We start from the raw sequence: 19,678 nt of genomic DNA, 5'->3' as shown, positions 1-19,678 counted from the left end.
GTTCCAGGGGGTCAAGAAGTGTCGGAAGAGCCACGCATTCTCGCGGGTAGGTACCGCGTCGGCGAGCTCATCGGGCACGGCGGCATGGCCAAGGTCTACCGTGGCCATGATCTGACGCTCGGCCGCGAGGTCGCGATCAAGATCCTCGACCCTGAGCTCGCCCGCGACACGGCCTTCCGCACCCGCTTCCGTCTGGAGGCGCAGGCTGCCTCGCGGATGTCGCACCCCTCGATCGTGCGCGTCTACGATGCCGGCGACCCGTCGACACCCGACAACGCATCGGACGACCCGCCCTACATCGTGATGGAGCTGATCAGCGGGCGACTGCTGAAGGACATCATCGCGGCCGGCCCGGTGCCGGTCGAGGATGCCGTCCGCTACGTCGATGGCATCCTCGAAGCCCTCGACTACTCGCACCGCGCCGGTGTCGTGCACCGTGACATCAAGCCGGGCAACGTGATGGTCACCGAGAAGGGCCAGGTCAAGGTCATGGACTTCGGCATCGCCCGCGCGGTGTCCGACTCCTCCTCGACCGTCGCCGAGACCACGCAGATCATCGGTACCGCCGCCTACTTCTCACCGGAGCAGGCGAAGGGCGAGCCCGTCGATGCTCGCGCCGACCTGTACTCGACCGGCGTCGTGCTCTACGAGCTGCTCACCGGCCGTCAGCCGTTCCGCGGCGAGTCCCCCGTGGCCGTCGCCTACCAGCACGTCAGCGAGACTCCGCTCGCGCCGACCGAGGTCAATGAGGACGCCCCTGGCGCACTCGACCCGATCGTGCTGCGCGCGCTCGCGAAGGATCCGTACCAGCGTTACCCGGATGCCGCGCACTTCCGCGCCGCACTCGACGACGCCGTCACCGGCAGCGCCCCGAGCCGCAAGCAGCTGGGTGCGCTCACGAGCGAGCTGTACGGCCCGAGCCCGCGGCAGGCGCAGGAGACCGCTCGATCGCTGCGCCAGTTGAGCACCGACAACACGATGGCCCGCACGCAGTCCGGTCCCCCGGTGGCGTGGATCTGGGCCGGTGTGGCCCTGCTCGCCGTGCTGCTCGTGTCCGTGCTGTTCTGGGTCGTCACGATCAGCATGCGTCCGACGGACGTGCCGAGCACCTCTCGCGTTGTCCCCGACCTCATCAACGTGTCGTCGGAGCGCGCGCAGAGCGATCTCGCCGAACTCGATCTCACGGCGAACCTCGTGATCGAATCGAGTACGTCGATCACCAAGGGCAACGTGATCCGGACCGACCCCGAGTCCGGCGTCGCGGTGAACGAAGGCAGTGCGGTCACCGTCTACGTCTCATCCGGCGTCGAGACGGTGGTGGTTCCACCACTCGAGGGCATGTCGCTGGTCGATGCGAAGCGGGCGCTGGCCGCCGCCGGGCTCGAACTCGGCACGGTGGTCCAACGCAACGACAACGCGCTCCAGGCCGACACGGTGATCTCTTCGAGTGAAGAGGCAGACACCGAGGTGGCGCCGAAGACCGTGATCAATCTCGTCGTGGCGAGCGGCAAGGTGACGTTGAACGATGTCGTCGGCTGGACGCTCGAGGCCGCGACGCAGAACCTCGAGAGCCTCGGACTCGTGCCCACACCGGTCGCATCTCCGGACTGCCCCGCCACCGACCCGCCCACCGTCTCGTCGATGTCTGCGGCGCCGGGCGACGTGGGCGTCGGCTCGACCGTCGAGCTGCGGTACTGCACCGGCGGCTGAGGCACACCGACCTGCGCGGTGCGTCAGCGGTTCAGCGGATGCAGCTGCTCCGACCGTTCGACGGCCACGGTGTCGCCGACCGACGCGAGCCAGTTCGCGAGCAGACGGTAGCCACCGTGCGTGAGCACGCTCTCCGGGTGGAACTGCACGCCGTCGATCGGCAGGTCTCGATGCGTGATGCCCATGACGGTGCCGCTCTCGGTGCGCGCGGTCACGATCAGGTCCGACGGCAGGTCGCGCTCGGCGAGGGCGAGCGAATGGTATCGGCCGACGTCGAGCGGTGACGGCAGCCCCTCGAACAGTCCGATGCCCGCGTGCGTGACCGCGGAGACCATGCCGTGCATCAGCTCCGGCGCCTCGGTCACGGGAGTCCCGAAGGCTGCACCGACGGTCTGGAAGCCGAGGCACACGCCGAGCAGCGGCATCCGTTGTGCCGCGGCGAGGCGCACCGCCTCGAGCGAGACGCCGGCGTCAGCAGGAGACCCTGGCCCCGGTGAGAGCATCAGTGCGTCGAACGTCGGGAGCAGCGATGCGAGCGCCGCGGCGTCCACGGCATCCGATTCGATCATCGTGATGTCGGCGCCGAGCTCCTCGAGGTACCCGACCAGCGTGTGCACGAAGCTGTCGTGGTTGTCGACCACGAGCACGCGGGTCATTCGAGGTCGACCTCGCCGGGGGTGATGAGCGGGCTGACCCACGGGAACACGTAGTAGAACAGCGCGTACAGCACTGCGGAGACGACCACGAGCACGATGAGCAGCCGGATCCACCAGGGTCCGGGCAGCAGGCGCCAGAGTGCGGCGTACATCAGTCTTCCCTCTCGTCGCGGGTCACGGGCTGGTGGTTCTCCACAAGTTACACCGACGGTGCCGCGGGCGGCGGTGGCGGATCGGTCAGCGCCTTCGGGGGCCCCTCTGCGCGCGGCTGGAAGCTCTCGAAGACGCCATAGGCGACGATGCGCTCGGCCAGCGAGTACAGGGGCGAGCACGCCGTGAGCGTGATGTAGCTCTCGCCGGTCTCGACGCCCGGCAACTGCGGCACGTCGGCGAGCACATCGGTCTGCGTCGGCTTGACGTACTCCAGGGTGCGGAAGCGGTACGTGAACCAGCCGTCCGGCGTCTCGACGACGATCGCATCGTTGAGCTGCAGCTTGTCGAGCTGGTTGAACGGCTTGCCCCACGTGGTGCGGTGCCCGGCCATGGCGAAGTTGCCCGGCTCCCCCGGCATCTTCGAGTTCGTGTAGACACCGATACCGAGCTTGTCGAGCGTGCGGGCGCGAGTGGTGCCGCCGTAGATGCCGAAGTTGTAGTCGGCGCCGAAGCGCGGGATGTGCATCTGACCGAGGTTCTCGGTGTCGGCCGGCACCTTGGGGATCACCGGCGCGTAGACGGTCTCACCGCTGCCGGTCTCGACGAGGGGAGGAAGCTCCGGCGTCGGGCCCTGGTCCCACTCCGCAGAGACCTGCGCGCCTTCCTCGTTCTTCTGCGCTGCGATGATGATGTCGCCGATCCACATCTGCCACGCGACGAACAGCAGGACGAGCACACCCGCAGTGAGCAGCAGCTCACCCAACACGCTCGCGAACGTCGCCCTGGATCGTGGCCGAGAGCGGTGCGGGCGTCGCCCCCCAGGCGCGACGGATGCAGTCATAGGCGCGATCCTACCTCCCACCGCTGAAGGGATGCAGCAGACGCATGCATCCCACATCGAAGTCCGACAGGTCTCGTGGGTAGACTGTCGGCATGGCCCGAGACCACAAGAACCAAGAACCTGCTGTCGAGCGCGCAGAAGGCGAGGCGGCACCCAACGCTGTCTGGTTCAAGCCGGTCATGGTCGGCTTCATGCTGCTCGGCCTGGTGTGGATCCTCGTGTTCTACATCTCCGGCATGCAGTTCCCGATCCCCGGTCTCGACAACTGGAACCTGGCGATCGGTCTCGGCATCGCCCTCATCGGCTTCCTGATGACCACTCGCTGGCGCTGACCGGCTCCCCCGGATTCTCGAAAGGCCCCTCGCACTGCGAGGGGCCTTTTCGTATCCCCAGAGTTATCCACAGTTCTGTCCACAGCCTGGGGAGAATTACACCGGTGTTATTCACAGGGGTGCACAACCCTGTTAACAACCTCTGATCAGGCGAGAATGATCAGCGGCGGCACGAAGGCGACGACGACGATCAACAGGACGACGGTCGCCGCAAACAGAATCACCTGCCAGATCCGCTGTTCCGGCCGTTTCGTACGGGTGAGGATCAGCGCGAGGAGCGCGCCGACGATGGCACCACCGAGGTGCGCCTGCCAGGCGATGCCGCCGACGAAGAAGCCGAAGGCGAAGTTCACGCCGAGGATCACGAGCAGACCGGTGACGTTCGCACCGATGTGCCGACCGATGATCAGCAGCGACGCCATCAGGCCGAAGATCGCGCCCGAGGCTCCGACCGTCGCGGTGCTCGGGGCGAGGACCGCGACCATGACAGACCCGCCGAGGCCGCTGATCAGATAGAGCGCCAGGAAACGCGCCCGCCCGAGCATCGGCTCGAGGTTCTGCCCCAGCATCCACAGCGCGAGCATGTTCAGCGCCAGGTGGATGAACCCGCCGTGCACGAACATGGCCGTGAGCAGGCGCCACGGCTCGAACGGGTACAGCGACAGGGTCGGGTACAGGTAGCCGGCAGCGAACAGCAGCTGCGACGTGATCGCGTCGCCGAGGCCAGGGATGAGCTGCAGGAGCCCGATGAACGAGGTCACCGCGAGCAGCACGTAGGTGACGATCGGCTTGCCGCTGCGGGTCGCCGTGATCGTCGAGCCGCCGCCCCAGCGCCGCGCAGCGCGCTTCTGCGCCGGCGTGCGGTTCTGACGCTCGGCCTTCATGCATTCGGGGCAGATGACCCCGACCGGAGCCGGCGTCTGGCATTCGCCGCAGATGGTGCGCATGCAGCGTTGGCAGAGCACGAAGCTCTGCCGATCCGGATGCCGGTAACAGAAGTTCTCGCGATTGCTCGCGAACTCAGGAGTGGTCATCCGGATCGGCGGAAACGGGTGTCAGGCCGCGACGATGTCGATCGACTGCAGCACGACCGGCTCGATCGGACGGTCGCCGGCAGCCGTGGGGACGGCGCCGAGCGCGTCGACGACGGCGCGGGACGCGTCATCCGCGACCTCACCGAAGATCGTGTGCTTGCCCTGCAGCCACGGAGTCGGGTCCGTGGTGATGAAGAACTGCGAGCCGTTGGTGCCCTCTGCCTTGCCGGTGATGGCGTTGCGGCGGAGGCCGGCGTTCGCCATCGCGAGGATGTACGGCTTGTTGAAGTCGAGCTCGGCGTTGATCTCGTCATCGAAGTTGTACCCGGGGCCGCCGACGCCCTGTCCGAGCGGGTCGCCGCCCTGGATCATGAAGTTCGGGATGATGCGGTGGAAGATGACGTCCTTGTAGAGCGCGCCCTCGCCCGGCTTGCCGGTGGCGGGGTCGGTCCACTCCTGGGTGCCGTCGGCGAGTCCGACGAAGTTCTTGACCGTCTTCGGGGCGTGGTCGCCGAAGAGGTTGATGACGATGTCACCGTGGTTGGTGTGCAGGGTTGCGACGTGGGAAGCGTGAGGCATGCTTCCATCATCTCAGAGCTTCCGGTGTCTGCGCCCTGGATCACACGGACTTCACGGCAGATGTCAAGGGGTGAGCGATTCCCTCCCCCCATACAGACTCGTCTGGCAAGATGGGGAATCCGTACTCCAACCGACAGGAGAGCATCGTGAGCCTCAGCCGTAAGCGGAAGAAGCAACTGCGTCGTCTGCAGAAGGAAGCAAACCAGCTCTGGGAGTCCCAGCAGGTCGTCGTCGGCCATGCTGCAGACGTCGCCCGCGAGGCGAGCCGTCAGCTCGGCGACCTCGGTCGTGAGCAGGTGCTCCCCGTCGTGCAGGACACCTACAACCGCCGCCTCGCCCCGGTCGTCGACCGCGGAGTGAAGCTCGGTCGCCACGTCGTCGACGACAAGGTCGTCCCGATCGTCGGCGGTGTCGTCGGCAGTGCCCTCACGGCATGGGACGTCGCGAACGCCAAGCGTCACGGCGTCGCAGCCCCGGCTCCGCGCGGTGCCTTCGGCAAGAAGCAGAAGAGCGTCGGACTCGGCTCCGTCGTCGCGATCATCCTCGGTGCCGCAGCCGCAGCCGGCGTGCTCTACGCCGCATGGCAGGCGCTTCGTGCAGACGACGAGCTGTGGGTCGCCGACGACCCGCTCAACGCACCTGACGCGTGACCCCGTCTGATCTCCCCTCCGCCGCTTCGGGTGCCGGAGGGGATCAGCATGCCCGGGTGCGGGATGCGGCCGCGGCGCGCGGCCTGACGATCGACATCCAGGAACGCCCTGCGGCGAACAGTCTGTTCGAGGCGGCCGAGCTGCTCGGTATCGCGCCCTCGGGCATCGTGAAGACGCTCGTGGTCAAGCGCGCCGACGACACGTACCTGTTCGCACTCGTGCCCGGCGGTCGCTCGATCTCCTGGCCGAAGCTGCGAGCCGTCGTCGGTGTGAACAAGCTGCGCCTGCCGGAGCCCGAGCTCGCCCTCGCCGCCACCGGCTACGAGCGCGGCACCATCGTGCCGATCGGCAGCACCACCGACTGGCCCGTCTACGCGGACGAGTCGATCGTCGGTCAGCGCATCGCGATGGGTGCAGGGGCCCACGGATACAGCCTGTTCGTCGACGCCGATGACCTGATCGCTGCCTACGGCGCGGTCGTGGCCGACATCTCCGTGCCGGAGCAGCCGCGCGCCTGACCCCGCCCCTGCACGGCTGAGACCGTCAGGGCCTCGACGCGAGCAGCCCGGCCATCCGCAGCGAGATGTCGACGAGCTTGACGCGCTGCAGCGCGGCGACGGACTTCAGCGGGAACCACTCGGCCCTGTCGGTGGAGCCGTCGGTCTCGAACTGCAGCTTTCCGCCCGTGACCTCTGCCCGATAGACGATGCGCAGGGTGTGCAACGGCTCGGACGACTTCTCCACGCGCCGTGTCGCCGGGATCACACGGGAGTGGATGCCCAGGAGCTCGCCGACCTTGACCGTGTACCCGGTCTCCTCGCGGAGTTCACGGCGCACCGCATCCTCGGGCGACTCTCCCGGCTCAAGACCGCCGCCCGGCATGGTCCAGGCCACCCGGCGTCCGTCGATCCAGCGCGCGAGCAGCAGCCGGCCGTCGTCATCGGTGACGACCGCGTATGCCGCGACACGCATATCCATGCGTCACACACTATCCGGCACCGGCGACACCCCTGACCGTGTGTCAGACGACCCGTGCGCCCGACAGATAGGTCGCCCGTACGACGGTGCTCGCGAGCTCCTCCGCCGAGACGCTGAGCGGGTCGCGATCCACGACCAGGAAGTCGGCGAACAGCCCTGGCGCGAGTGCGCCCACCTCGTGCTCGCTGAACAGCTGCCACGCTGCGTTCACGGTATGCGCGGCGAGCGCCTGCTCGCGCGTGACCGGGGTACCGCCCGGCATCCGATAGCCCGCGCGCGTGGTGCGTGTCTCGGCGACGGCCATGTTCCGGAACGGCTCGTTCGGGGTGACCCAGCCGTCGTTGTGGAAGGTCGCCCGGTGGCCTGCGGCGAAGGCTGCGCCGGCATCGGCCCACGCACCCCCGCGCTCCGCGCCGAACAGGTCGTCGACGAGCACCTCGCCCCAGTACGTGATGTGGTCGACGAACAGGCTCACGGTGACGCCGAGGGTCGCAGCGCGCTCGAACTGCGGTGCGGTCATCGCACCGCAGTGCTCCAGGCGGAAGCGGTGGTCGGCGAGGCCGTGCCGCGCGATGATCTGCTCGTAGACGTCGAGCGTCGCATCGATCGCGAGATCGCCGTGCGCATGGCACGCGAGCTGCCAGCCGCCGGCGGCATAGGGCTCCGCGATCTCGAGGAGCTCGGCGGCCGTGTAGTTCGCGCTGCCGCGGTGGTGCGGCTCGAGACCGAGGGCACGCGTGGCAGGAGTGTCGAGGTAGGGGAACGACGTGGCGATGTTGCCGATCCACGGCGAGCCGTCCGACCAGGTCTTCACGCCGGTCTGCCGGAACACGGGATCATCATCGGCCGGGGGAGCGGCGATGCCCCCGGGCCGCGACATCTCGTACCACCGCAGTCGCACCGGCAGGACACCCTGCTCGCGCAGCGCGGCGATCAACGGATCGAGCCCGGTGTTCCACGACAGATCGGACACCGTCGTGATTCCGCGCGATGCGAGGTCGCGCAGGTGGTCGAGGAGCAGTTGCGGCATCCGCTGCTGCGCGGCCGCGAGCAGGGGAGCGACTATCAGCTCCACCGCGGCGGCCTCGAGTGCGACGCCCGTGAGCGAACCGTCGGCGTCACGGCCGAACGAGGCGCCGACCGGGTCCGGCGTGGAATCGTCGACTCCTGCGGCGAGCGCTGCAGCACTGTTGAAGTATGCCGAGTGCCCGGAGTTGTGGATCACGACCAGTGGCACCTCCCCGGCCAGTCCGTCGAGGAAGCGCATGTCGGGGTCGGGGAGTCCGCGCTGCAGGAGCCCGTCCCAACCGTTCACGAACACGGCTCCATCGGCGTCCGCGACGGCAGACCGCACTCTCGCGAGCACGCCATCGGCATCCGGGACCCCGACCGGGCGGACGTCGACGACGAGGTCGGACAGGACGATCGCCGAGAACGCGGGATGCCCGTGGGGTTCGATCAGCCCAGGCATGACCCAGCCGTCGAGAGCGATCGTCTCGGCATCCGGGAACCGCGCAGCCAGACTCGACGCCGTGCCGACCGCCACCACCCGGCCCCCGTCGACCGCCATCGCCTCGGCGTCGGTGTCGATCGCGGGCGCGAGCGGACGGATGCGGCCGGTGAAGACTGTCGTCATGGCGCCAGTCTGGCAGTGCCGACGGGCAGTGTCCCGGAATCGATCACGAATCGAGAAGCCACCCTGGGTCCACGGTCCCTACGCTGAATCCATCACCCGCCATCCGTCGAGAGGAACCGTCATGGCCGAGGACACGAAGAACTTCACCGCCGAGGAACGCGAGGCCATGCAGGCCGCCGCCAAGGAGGCCAAGGCGAAGCGCTCGCGAGCGAAGAAGTCACCGGAGGAGCAGCGCGCCGAAGGCGAGGCCGACCTCAAAGCAGCGATCGAGAAGCTGTCGGACGCGAACGACAAGGAGCTCGCGACGGGTCTGCACGAGCTCGTCATGGAAGTGGCCCCCGACCTCATGCCGCGCACCTACTACGGGATGCCCGCGTGGGGGAAGGACGGCAAGGTGCTGTGCTTCTTCCAGCCGGCGAGCAAGTTCAAGGTGCGGTACGGCACGTTCGGCTTCGAGCCGATCTCGAACCTCGACGACGGCACGATGTGGCCGACCGCGTACGCGCTGCTGGAGTTGACATCTGCGAACCGGAAGCTGCTCGCCGAGCGCATTCGTCTCGCCATCGGCTGAAGAAACCCATCCCCGCTGGAAGGGCCGAGACAGCGGCGGCACCGCGCAGTAGCGTGGCCTCCGTGAGCACTCTGCCCTTCCCCGCGTCCGTGTACGCCGCCCGACTCGACCGTGCAGCCGCCCTCGCCGCCGAGGCGGGCCTCGACGCGATCATCGTCGGGCCGGGCCCCGATCTGCAGTACCTCGTCGGCGTCGAGGGCGACACCATCGAGCGACTGACCGCGCTCGTGATCGGGCCCGCACTGGCGCCGACCGTGGTCGTGCCCCGCATGGAGCTCGCGAAGGTGCGCACGACCGCTGTCGGCGCCCTCGAGCTGCGGCTCTCGGATTGGGTCGACGGCGAGAATCCCTACGACCTGGTCGCCGCTGCCGTCGGCGACGTCACTCGCGTCGGCGTCTCCGACGCACTGCCCGCACTGCACGTCGTGCCGCTGGGCGAGCGGCTGGACGTGCGGCTCGAGCTCGCCACCCCAGTGCTGCGCGAGAGCCGCATGATCAAGGATGCCGAGGAGATCATCGAACTCCGTCGCGCCGGTTCGGCCATCGACGCGGTGCACCGCCGAGTGCCCGAGTGGCTGCGCGCCGGACGCACCGAACGCGAAGTCGCCGCAGACATCGCCGACGCCATCGTGGCCGAGGGGCACCGCACGGTCGAGTTCGTGATCGTCGGCTCGGGGCCGAACGGGGCGGATCCGCACCACGAGGTGTCCGACCGGGTGATCGAGCAGGGCGACATCGTCGTGGTCGACATCGGGGGAGCAGTGCCCAGCGGGTACAACTCCGACAGCACCCGCACCTACGTCGTGGGCGAGCCGGCACCGGAGGCAGCCGAGCGCATCGCGGTGCTCGTGCGCGCGCAGCAGGCGGCCGTCGATGCCGCTCGACCTGGAGTCGCGGCATCCGAGGTCGACGCCGCAGCCCGCGACGTCCTGACCGCAGCCGGCCTGGGGGAGGCGTTCCTGCACCGCACCGGGCACGGCATCGGCGTCTCGGTGCACGAGGAGCCCTACATCGCGCCGGGCAACGACCTGGTGCTGCGTGAGGGCATGGCCTTCAGCATCGAACCCGGCATCTACTTCCCGGGGGCCTGGGGTGCCCGCATCGAGGACATCGTGGTCATGACGGCCGACGGCTGCGAGCGGCTGAACGTCGCCCCGCACGCACTGACCTCCGTCTGACGCTCGCCGAGGGGGCAAGACTCGCCGCGCGCGCCCGACCAGGCGCGGCGGGTCTTGACCCCTCAGCGGGTGGGGGGTGGGGAAACACGAACCGCCCTCCCCGGGAGGGGGAAGGGCGGTTCGGGTGGAGGCCTGCGGGGGTCAGGACTCCACGCGGCGCCGACGGATGACGAGCACGCCACCGGTTGCGAGCAGCGCCAGGAACAGGGCGATGAGCGCGAAGGGGACCGCCCCGCCTGTTCCGGCCAGACCGTCGCCGCCGGTGCCTGCCGCCGCGGTCACCTTGAGGGCACCATCGGCGCTCAGCCCGGAGTCCGCGCCGACCGCGATCAGCGTGTGTGCACCGACCGGAGCGGATGCCGGCACCGTCACCGTTGCCCGGAAGGCTCCGGTTCCGTCGACCGTGACCTCGGCGATCCGGATCGGGTCGGAGTGCAGGGTCAGCGTCACCCGCTCGCCCGCCGCGAATCCGCGACCGGCGACCTCGAGCGAGCCGCCCTGCACCACGCTGTCCGCGCCGAGCACGAGCTCCGCCTCGAGCACGGGGGTCGCCCGCACGTCGAGGGTGAGCGGGTCGGACTCGGAGCCGCTGTACGCCTCCGGGTCGGACGGCACGAACCGCGCGATGAAGGTGTGCTCACCCGAGGTGGCGATCAGCACCTCGGCCGACGCACCGCCCGCGGTCACGGTGGCCGAGCCGACCACGGTCTCGCCCTCGACGAACTCGACGGTGCCGGCGGCATCCGCGGGCTTCACCGTCGCGTTCAGCGTGATGGTCTCACCGGCGACCGGGTCATCCGACCCTGCGGACAGCGCGACCGAGGTGCTCTTCGGTGCCGTCGTGTCGGCACTGACCCGGAGCGACGCCCTCGCCTCGACGTTCGAGACGTCGCCGAGCGCCACCACGGGGTGATCGCCATCCACCGCGTTCTCCGGCACCGTGATGTCGCCGCGGATCGCGCCGTCATCATCGGCAGTCACGACCGTCGGCTCCTCGTCGTCGATGCGGATCGAGACGCGCTCGCCCGGCGCGAAGCCGGTGCCGGTGATCTCGACCATGTCACCGGGACGTGCCTGCTCCGGCGCCGCGATCCGCGGATCGTAGGCGGGCACCGGCTCGTCGACCGTGATCTCGAGCGTGGCATCCGCCGACTGCACGCCGTCGTCAGCCGTGACCGTGACCGTGTAGGTTCCGGCCGTCGCGTAGGTGTGTCCCGCCGCGACGGACCCCTCGGTCACCTCGACCGCGGTGACGGGCGAACCGTCACCCCAGTTCACGATCGCGGACGTCTCTCCGGCACCGCCCGTGACCTTCGCGAGCGTGGCCTCGAACGCCGCTCCCGCGATCTGGTCGTCGACTGTGCCTGCCTCGACGCCCAAAGGTGCGGATGCCGCGCGGTCGCCGTCCGAGGCGATCGCGAAGATGTGCACGCGTCCGTCGTTCAGCGAACCCGCTTCCTTCGGCATCGTGAGCGATTCGACGATCTTCGGTGCGCCATCGGCATCCGTGTCCAGCAGGATCGGAGCCGTGGCGTAGATCGCCGTGTTCTTCACGCTCGACTCGGCTCCGGTGCCGGAGAGTCGTCCCTCCGAGATCGTGAGCACGGTGTTGCCCTTGTACGGGCTGCCCGATGCGCCGACCCAGTCGCCGAGGCTGATCGTCACCGTCTGCGTCGAGCCGTCGGTGAAGTGCAGCACGGCCTGCGAGTCGCGGTTGCTCTCGGTCGCGGTGCCGACGAACGCCAGCTGCGTCGCGCCGTCGCCAAGCGAGAAGCGCACGGTCTGGCCTTCGCCGGTGATGTTGTCGGGCTGACCGGCCGGGATCGCCGGCAGGTCGTACGTCAGCTCGCTGCCGGGGATCGTCAGGGTCTCGCCCTGCACGAAGCCGTCGGCGTTGATCTTGTCGCGGAAGTAGCCGTGCCCCTGCGAGTCGCAGTTGGCCGCGGTCACCCCGAGGTCGCCGAAGCAGACGTTGTTGAACGCGCCGACCAGGGTCTCATCGCGGAAGACCGTGACGGTGGCCGTGGCCTGCGCCACCGCTCCGCCCGAGTCGCGCACTGAGACGACGGCCGAGTACGTACCGGGGGCCGTGAAGGTGTGCGGTGCGCTCACTTTCCAGCCGCCCAGATCGTCACGCGTCAGCGCCACGTCGGTGACCGGATCGCCGTCACCGTAATCGACAGTGACGGTGTAGCCGGCGGCATCCGTCTCGGTCCCGACGATGGTGGCGAGCTGACCTGCGAACTCGGTGCCGACCTGCACCCGCTGCGGGGCTCCGGCCGAGATCGAGAGTCCATCCGCGGCGGATGCAGAGGCGAACAGCTCGACCTCCGACAGCGCGAGGGTGTCGCTCGACGACGTCAGTGTGAGCTTCACGCTCGTGTATCCGTCGGCTCCATCGGTCGAGAACGGCCTGGTCTGGGTGTCCCAGGCGAACGACTCGCCATCGCGGCTGTCGATCTCGGTCCACGTGGTGCCGTCGATCGAGCCCTCGAGCTTCCAGCTCGACGGGGCATCGCCCTTCGCCGCGCTCGTCAGCGTGTACTGCCCGATCGAGACGGGTCCGGACTGCGAGGTCCACACCAGCTCGGCAGTCTTGCCCGCGAACGTCACCTTCGAGTTCATGTTGTCGTCGACCAGCGAGCCGACGGGAGTGCCGTCGGTCGCCGTGAGCGTGCCGCGGCCGGGCTTGGTCGCGTCCACGAGCGTGGTCGGCACCTCGAGCTGCTCGTCGAGGTCCTTCGCGCCCCAGGCTGCGGGCGTGTCACTCATCGTGAAGTCGAGCGTGCCACCCGTTCGCACCAGGTCGCCGTCGAACGTCGTCTGGTCGATCGGCTCGCCGTTGATGCTGACGCCGGCGACGTAGTCCTTGCCAGCCGACGCACCGGGTGCGTTGATCACGAGGTCCGTGTCGCCGATCGAGAGCGTTGCGCTGTCGAACAGCGGCGTACCGATCGTGTAGTCCCCCGACCCGACCTCGAGCGGATAGAACCCGAGGGCCGAGAAGACGTACCAGGCCGAGAACTCGCCGTTGTCCTCATCGCCCGGGTAGCCCTGACCGATGTCGGAGCCGACGAACAGGCGGTCCTGGATGTCGCGGATCAGCGCCTGTGCACCCGAGGGATCACCGGCCTCGGCGAGCACGTACGGGATGTGGTGCGCGATCTGGTTCGACATGCCGAGCATGCCGAGTCGCACGTCACGCGCCTCGCGGGCCTCGTGGATGCCGGAGTAGTCGGCCTTCTCGCGGACCGTGAGGAACTCGTGCAACTCGTCGACCAGGCCCTGGCGTCCGCCGTACAGCGCGGCCAGTCCGTCGACGTCGTGCGGAGCGTGGAACGCGAAGGTCCAGGCGCTCGCCTCGGTGAAGGCACCGCCCCAGGCCTTCTTGTCGAACTCGGCGCCCGCGGTCCAGCTGCCGTCGGCATTGCGCGAGGTGAACGTGCCAGCGTCGGGGTTGTACATCTCGACGTAGTGCTCGGCGCGCGCCTCGAAGTAGGTCGCTTCCTCCTGCAGCTGCGCGACGCGCTCGGCGGGCGTGTTCGGGTCCTCAGAGAGTGCCTTCGCCATCTCCGCGATCCCGAAGTCGTTGATGTAGCCCTCGAGACCCCACGATGCGCTCTCGTGCGTCGTGGCCTCGGTGTATCCGAGGAAGATCGACTGCCCGAGACCCTTGCGGCCGACGGCGTTGGATGCCGGCAGCACGGTGGCGTTCTTGACCGCCGCGTCGTAGGCCTCGAGTGCGGTCTCGGTGCTGAGCGACCCTGCGAGATACGCCTCGGCGAACGCGACGTCGGAGCTCGTGCCGGTCATCAGGTCGGCGTAGCCGGGGGAGGACCAGCGTGCGATCCATCCGCCGTCACGCGCCTGCTGCACGAATCCGTCGACGAGCTCCTCCGTCACCTCGGGGTAGAGCATCGAATACAGCGGCCATGCGGTGCGATACGTGTCCCAGAAGCCGTTGTTGACGTAGATCTTGCCGTCGACGATCTTGGCGTTGGTCTGGGTGTCGCTCGCCGAGCCGCTCGTGGCCGAGACCGGGCTCGCGTACTTGTACACGGGGGCCGACTCGGTGCCGGTGTTCTCGAACTGCGAGTTCGGATACAGGTTCAGGCGGTAGAGGCTCGAGTAGAGCGTCACCAGCTGGGTGTCGCTCGCGCCCTGCACATCGTGCACGACGCCGAGGCGGTCGTTCCACGCGTCGCGGACGGCGGCGTGCGCCTGGTCGAACGAGACGCCATCGAGCTCGAAGGCGTGGTTCTTCTCCGCCTGCTCCTGTGAGATGAACGACGACGACAGGCGCAGCTCGACCGTGCGATCGCTCGTGGTGTCGAACGCCGCGTACCGGGCAGTACCGTTGCGGTCACCGCGCGTCGTCGCACCGGATGCCGTGGGCTCGCGGTCGAACGTGCCGTAGACGAACATGCGGGTGCGTCCCGGCCATCCGGATCCGCCGTCGACCCAGCCGGAGACGGTGTCGCCGGAGATGGTCAGCTTCGAGGAGTTCACGAGCTGGTCGATGAGCACGGAGCTCGCGTCACCGGTGAACTCGAAGCGGTAGATCGCGCCGTGATCGGTCGCGGTGACCTCGGTGTCGATGCCGTTGTCGAACTCGACACCGTAGATGTCGGGGCGCGCGGTCTCGTTCTCATGGTGGAACGTGAGCTTGCGGTCGTTCAGCGACGACGTCGGGTTGGCGTTCGCGGCAGGCAGCACCGCGATCTGGTTGCGGTCTCCCATCCAGATGCTCGGCTGGTGCGAGAATCCGATGCCGTTCAGCGCCGGCAGGTTCTGCGCCGTGTTCGCGCGCTGGTACTGGTAGATCGTGCCCACGTTGTCGGCGTTCGTCATCGGGGTGATGAAGTTGAAGCCGTTCGGCCACGCGGTCGCCGGCAGGTTGTTGCCCCGCGAGAATCCGCCGGTGGAGTTCGTGCCGCGACGGGTGTCGACATAGGAGACGAGTCCGTCGGAGGTGTCGAGCGCCTCTGCCGCGCCGATCTCGACGTCGTCGAGCCAGCCGCTGAACGCGGTCGCGCCGGTGGGCACCTCGACGCCCTTCACCTCGACACCGGGGTGATCGTAGGTGAAGAGGATGTCGTCGACCGTGCGTCCAGCGAACTGGCCGAGGTCGACCGTCACCTTGTTCCACTGGTTCGGCCACAGCACGTTCGCCTGGCCCTGCTGGCGCGCGTTCGCGCCGTAACCGTAGGAGTCGACGGCGCCGCTCGCGGCGAGGGTCGTGCCGTCGTCGAAGGTCAGGTCGACCGCGACGAAGGTCGCGGCATAGGTCTGCTCACCGTCGAGGTTCGGGAAGACGAGGTAGGAGAGCTCGCTGTCGCCCTCGACCTCGATGTCGACGCCGTCGTAGAGCACGGTGGTCGATGACGCGGGACCGGCGTCCAGGTGGCGGCCGGTGTACTGCAGCGCCTTGGTGCCGGTGAAACCGACGCCGGTCTTGGCGGTGTCGGAGCTGGTGGGACCGTTGCCGATCTGCAGCTTCAGATCAGCGGGCTCGGGCGTGGCTCCGTCGACCGCGATCGGCTCCCAGCCGGCCAGCTGCACGATGTTCTTGCTCGGGTTCCTGGTCGCGAGCACGTCGAGCCGGTAGGACGCGTATTCGGCGCTGGGCGTCGCGAGGGTGAAGGTGCGGGTCTCGCCGCGGCCGGTGAACAGTTCGCCGCTGCGCTCGTCGACCGTCACCCAGTCGGTGCCGTTGTTCGAGCCCTGCACCCGGAAGTTCGTGGGGTCGCGGTCGGGCTCGTCGTTGCCGGAGGTGAGCGTGTAGCGCACCATGGGCTGCGGCTGGGCGAGCTGGTACTGCACCCATGCCGTGTTCGTGAACGCCAGCCACTTCGACGAGGCGTTGCCGTCGGCGATGAAGGCGGCGGCCTCGTTCGGGGTGTTCTGGGCGGATGCCGTCACTGCCGTCACGCCGGGCAGCACGCTGCCGGGGGAGAACTGGCTCCCCGTGACGTTGACTGCTTCGCCCGTGCCGGCGAGGACGGGTGCGGCATCCGCTGCCTCGAAGGACGAGCCGAATCTCGTCGCCGGAGCGGCGGTCGCCGACACGGGTGTCAGCATCGCGAGGCCGACGGTCGCGGCGATGCCGGCTGCCGCCCATGCTCGTCGGGCGGGTCGTGCGTTCGTCGGGCTGGGGACCCTCATGCTTGCTCCTCAAACTCCACTGCAGTGTGTCGTTCGTCACTCGCGGGAATCGGCACCGCGCGACGCTATGACATCGCTGTCATATGCTGAGGACGCTATCACAGAGTCCGCCGAGTGCGGAAGGCGCTCCAGCCATTGGTCGAGCAGACATAATGAGCTATCCACTCCGACGGTCACCAAGGGGACGCATGCATCGACCGGATGATGGCGCGACACCGCGCCCCACGCTCGCACAGGTCGCCGCGCGCGCCGGCGTGAGTCTGAAGACCGCATCCCGCGCCCTCGGCGGTGAGTCGTACGTGAGCGAGCGCACACTCGCGAGCGTGCTGGCAGCAGCCGCCGAGCTCGACTACCAGCGCAACGCCGCGGCGAGCCTGCTGGCCAGCGGACGCCTCGCCGACTCGATCGGCCTCATCACCGGCGACTTCACGAACCCGTTCTACTCGGCGCTCGCGCAGGCGGTCGAAGACGAGATCCGCCCCCGCGGCATGCACCTCTCGGTGGCGAACTCGCGGGAATCGGGCGAGCAGGAGCAGCGCGTCGCGAGCGACCTCGCCGACCGGCAGACCACCGCCGTGATCACGGTCTCGGCCATGACCGATCACAGCGGCTATGCGCAGCTGCAGGCCCGCGGCATCCCCGTCGTCTTCGTCGACCGCCCAGCCGAGCAGCTCGATGCCGACTCCGTCGTCTTCGACAACCGCGAGGGCGGGCGCCTCGCCGCCCAGCACCTGATCGACGCGGGCCATCACCGCATCGCGTTCATCGGCGATTACGCCTGGTTGCCCACCTACCGAGCGCGCCTGGCAGGCATGGGCGACGTGCTCGACGAGCACGACGGCGACTGGCGCGAGCTGCTGCGCACCGACGCCCACGACGTCGCGTCCTCCCGCGCGTGCATGCGCGAGCTGCTCGCCCTCGACGACCCGCCCACCGCGATCGTGGCGGGGAACAACCGCATCCTGCTCGGCGTCATGGAGGAGATCGCCGACGACGCGGCATCCGCCCCCGCCGTGATCGGCTTCGACGAGCCCGAGTGGGCACAGGTGCTCGGCATCAGCGTCGTCACCGGAGACGTCGAGGCACTCGGGCGCCAGGCAGCGCGCCTCGCCGTCGCCCGGCTCGGCGACCGGACCCGCCCGTACGAGAGCGTCGTGATCCCGATGCGGCTTATCGCGCGGCGGTCGACGGCCGGCTGACGCTCGCGCATCGCCGGCGCGTGAGAGGTCACAACATGCCGTGCGGGCGCGCGCACTCGCGGCGTGTTCTGACCCCTCGCGGCGCCCTGGTCACACGAGCGCGGCGGCCTGCCGCTGCTCCTGCTCGCGCAGCGCGCGTTCGACGGCCTCGACATCGCGCACAGCCCCGCGGTCGGCGGAGGTGGCCATGGCGGCGTATGCACGCAGCGCGAGCGATACCGGACGCACCCGGTCCTTCGGCCGATACCCGCCGGATTCGAGCAGCCGCGCACGACGTTCCTCGAGCTCCGCGTCGTCGACTCGCAGCACCATGGAGCGCGAGGGGATGTCGATGTCGATGATGTCGCCGTCCTCGACCAGGGCGATCACGCCGCCGCCGGCCGCCTCGGGCGAGACGTGGCCGATCGAGAGACCTGACGTCCCACCCGAGAACCGTCCGTCGGTGATCAGCGCGCACACCTTGCCGAGGCCACGCCCCTTGAGGAACGAGGTCGGGTGCAGCATCTCCTGCATGCCAGGCCCGCCCTTCGGGCCCTCGTAGCGGATCACCACGACGTCACCGGGCAGCACCTTCTTGCCGAGGATCTTCGCCACGGCCTCCTCCTGCGACTCGCAGACCACCGCTGGCCCGGAGAACACCAGGATCGAGGGGTCGACCCCTGCGGTCTTCACGACCGCGCCGTCGACCGCGAGGTTGCCCCGGAGCACGGCCAATCCGCCGTCGACCGAGTACGCGTGCTCGACATCGCGGATGCATCCGGTCGCGGCATCCGTGTCGAGTGCCGCCCAGCGCTCCGACTGCGAGAACGCGCTCGAGGAACGCACGCCGCCGGGAGCCGCGTACCAGAGGTCCTTCGCCTCCGCCGTCGCCTTGCCCCCGCGGATGTCCCAGTCATCCAGCCAGCTCGCGAACGACGTGGAGTGGATGGTCGAGACGTTCTCATCGAGCAGGTTTCCGCGGCGCAGCTCGCCGAGCACGGCGGGGATGCCGCCGGCGCGGTGCACGTCCTCCATGTAGTACATGCGGCCGTATGCCGGGTTCGGTGCGATCTTCGCGAGGCAGGGCACCCGGCGAGAGACGGCGTCGATCTCGTCGAGGCCGAAGCTGATGCCGGCTTCGTGTGCCGCGGCGAGCAGGTGCAGGATCGTGTTCGTCGAACCGCCCATGGCGATGTCGAGGGCCATCGCGTTCTCGAACGCCGCGAAGCTCGCGACCTCGCGGGGAAGCACCGAGGTGTCGTCCTCGTCGTAGAAGCGGCGGGTGATCTCGACCGCGACCTCGCCGGCGCGCTCGTACAGCGCGCGGCGGGCGGTGTGGGTCGCGAGCACCGAGCCGTTGCCTGGCAGTGCGAGGCCGAGTGCCTCGACGAGGCAGTTCATCGAGTTCGCGGTGAACATGCCGGAGCACGAGCCGCAGGTCGGGCAGGCGTTCTCCTCGATGCGCTTCATGTCGGCGTCCGACACCGTGTCGTTCGCCGCCTCGGAGATCGCGTCGACCAGGTCGAGCGTGCGCACGGAGCCGTCGACGAGCGTCGCCCGCCCTGCCTCCATCGGGCCACCGGAGACGAAGACCGTCGGGATGTTCAGGCGCAGCGCGGCCATCAGCATGCCCGGCGTGATCTTGTCGCAGTTCGAGATGCAGACGAGCGCGTCGGCCTGGTGCGCGTTGACCATGTATTCGACCGAGTCGGCGATCAGGTCGCGCGAAGGCAGCGAGTACAGCATCCCGCCGTGCCCCATCGCGATGCCGTCGTCGACCGCGATCGTGTTGAACTCGCGGGGGATGCCGCCGGCGGCCGAGATCGCGTCGGAGACGATGCGTCCGACGGGCTGGAGGTGCGTGTGGCCGGGGACGAACTCGGTGAAGCTGTTCGCGACGGCGATCATCGGCTTGCCGAAGTCGGCTGCGTTGACGCCGGCGGCACGGAAGAGGGCACGGGCTCCGGCGGCGTTGCGGCCGTGCGTGACGGTACGGGAGCGAAGAGGGGTGGGCATT

At 68.9% G+C, this 19,678-nt stretch carries 16 protein-coding genes; 7 read left to right on the top strand and 9 right to left on the bottom strand.

The annotated features are described in order from the left end of the window. The first annotated feature begins 18 nt into the window (after positions 1-18). Positions 19-1,710 carry a Stk1 family PASTA domain-containing Ser/Thr kinase gene (pknB, locus tag RS83_RS05770; protein WP_045278575.1) on the top strand — a complete coding sequence of 564 codons (1,692 nt, stop codon included), beginning with the start codon at positions 19-21 and terminating at the stop codon, positions 1,708-1,710. Between the two features lie 23 nt (positions 1,711-1,733). Here pknB and RS83_RS05765 read toward each other — a convergent pair whose 3' ends face one another. The 3 genes from RS83_RS05765 to RS83_RS05755 are packed head-to-tail and all read right to left on the bottom strand — an operon-like array spanning position 1,734 to position 3,360. After that, positions 1,734-2,366: an anthranilate synthase component II gene (locus RS83_RS05765; protein ID WP_045278574.1), complete on the bottom strand. Its 633-nt coding sequence runs from the start codon at positions 2,364-2,366 to the stop codon at positions 1,734-1,736. Beyond that, positions 2,363-2,518 carry a hypothetical protein gene (locus tag RS83_RS18930; protein ID WP_045278573.1) on the bottom strand — a complete coding sequence of 52 codons (156 nt, stop codon included), beginning with the start codon at positions 2,516-2,518 and terminating at the stop codon, positions 2,363-2,365. Before RS83_RS18930 ends, RS83_RS05765 begins: the two co-directional genes overlap by 4 nt. 47 nt (positions 2,519-2,565) lie before the next feature. Continuing rightward, on the bottom strand, positions 2,566-3,360 hold the full coding sequence (locus tag RS83_RS05755; RefSeq protein WP_045278572.1) for a class E sortase: 795 nt from the start codon (positions 3,358-3,360) through the stop codon (positions 2,566-2,568). A 92-nt stretch (positions 3,361-3,452) separates the two neighbouring features. On the opposite strand from RS83_RS05755, the gene RS83_RS05750 reads away from it, so the two are divergent. Then, a complete protein-coding gene (locus tag RS83_RS05750; RefSeq protein ID WP_045278571.1) occupies positions 3,453-3,692 on the top strand; it encodes a cell division protein CrgA in 240 nt (79 codons plus the stop codon). Between the two features lie 146 nt (positions 3,693-3,838). Here RS83_RS05750 and RS83_RS05745 read toward each other — a convergent pair whose 3' ends face one another. Continuing rightward, positions 3,839-4,726 carry a rhomboid family intramembrane serine protease gene (locus RS83_RS05745; protein ID WP_045278570.1) on the bottom strand — a complete coding sequence of 296 codons (888 nt, stop codon included), beginning with the start codon at positions 4,724-4,726 and terminating at the stop codon, positions 3,839-3,841. Between the two features lie 21 nt (positions 4,727-4,747). Beyond that, a complete protein-coding gene (locus RS83_RS05740; protein WP_045278569.1) occupies positions 4,748-5,305 on the bottom strand; it encodes a peptidylprolyl isomerase in 558 nt (185 codons plus the stop codon). A 146-nt stretch (positions 5,306-5,451) separates the two neighbouring features. Between RS83_RS05740 and RS83_RS05735 the strand changes: the two genes are divergently transcribed. Next, positions 5,452-5,955, top strand: a complete 504-nt coding sequence (locus RS83_RS05735) for a hypothetical protein (protein ID WP_045278671.1) — start codon at positions 5,452-5,454, stop codon at positions 5,953-5,955. Between the two features lie 56 nt (positions 5,956-6,011). Beyond that, on the top strand, positions 6,012-6,473 hold the full coding sequence (locus RS83_RS05730) for an aminoacyl-tRNA deacylase (RefSeq protein ID WP_197072070.1): 462 nt from the start codon (positions 6,012-6,014) through the stop codon (positions 6,471-6,473). A 25-nt stretch (positions 6,474-6,498) separates the two neighbouring features. On the opposite strand, the gene RS83_RS05725 is transcribed toward RS83_RS05730, so the two are convergent. Further along, positions 6,499-6,933 carry an NUDIX hydrolase gene (locus RS83_RS05725; RefSeq protein WP_045278568.1) on the bottom strand — a complete coding sequence of 145 codons (435 nt, stop codon included), beginning with the start codon at positions 6,931-6,933 and terminating at the stop codon, positions 6,499-6,501. A gap of 43 nt (positions 6,934-6,976) precedes the next feature. Then, the gene (locus RS83_RS05720; protein WP_045278567.1) at positions 6,977-8,569 is read right to left on the bottom strand and encodes an amidohydrolase; all 1,593 of its coding nucleotides are present in this window, start codon (positions 8,567-8,569) and stop codon (positions 6,977-6,979) included. A gap of 121 nt (positions 8,570-8,690) precedes the next feature. Here RS83_RS05720 and RS83_RS05715 point away from each other — a divergent pair, with 121 nt between their 5' ends. Next, on the top strand, positions 8,691-9,140 hold the full coding sequence (locus tag RS83_RS05715) for a DUF1801 domain-containing protein (protein ID WP_045278566.1): 450 nt from the start codon (positions 8,691-8,693) through the stop codon (positions 9,138-9,140). 62 nt (positions 9,141-9,202) lie between these two features. Beyond that, complete coding sequence (locus RS83_RS05710; protein ID WP_082071556.1) at positions 9,203-10,318, top strand: M24 family metallopeptidase; 1,116 nt, start codon at positions 9,203-9,205, stop codon at positions 10,316-10,318. 141 nt (positions 10,319-10,459) lie between these two features. Here the strand turns inward: RS83_RS05710 and RS83_RS18225 are convergent, their stop codons facing one another. Beyond that, the gene (locus tag RS83_RS18225) at positions 10,460-16,483 is read right to left on the bottom strand and encodes a GH92 family glycosyl hydrolase (protein ID WP_052678892.1); all 6,024 of its coding nucleotides are present in this window, start codon (positions 16,481-16,483) and stop codon (positions 10,460-10,462) included. Between the two features lie 188 nt (positions 16,484-16,671). Between RS83_RS18225 and RS83_RS05700 the strand changes: the two genes are divergently transcribed. Then, positions 16,672-17,682, top strand: coding sequence for a LacI family DNA-binding transcriptional regulator (locus RS83_RS05700; protein ID WP_045278565.1), 1,011 nt, complete (start codon positions 16,672-16,674; stop codon positions 17,680-17,682). A gap of 90 nt (positions 17,683-17,772) precedes the next feature. On the opposite strand, the gene ilvD is transcribed toward RS83_RS05700, so the two are convergent. Continuing rightward, on the bottom strand, positions 17,773-19,677 hold the full coding sequence (gene ilvD, locus RS83_RS05695; protein WP_045278564.1) for a dihydroxy-acid dehydratase: 1,905 nt from the start codon (positions 19,675-19,677) through the stop codon (positions 17,773-17,775). Position 19,678 lies beyond the last annotated feature (1 nt).

Origin of the sequence: Microbacterium oxydans, assembly GCF_000956525.1 — a bacterium.
Taxonomy (GTDB): domain Bacteria; phylum Actinomycetota; class Actinomycetes; order Actinomycetales; family Microbacteriaceae; genus Microbacterium; species Microbacterium oxydans_A.
This window is presented reverse-complemented; position numbering and strand designations above follow the sequence as displayed.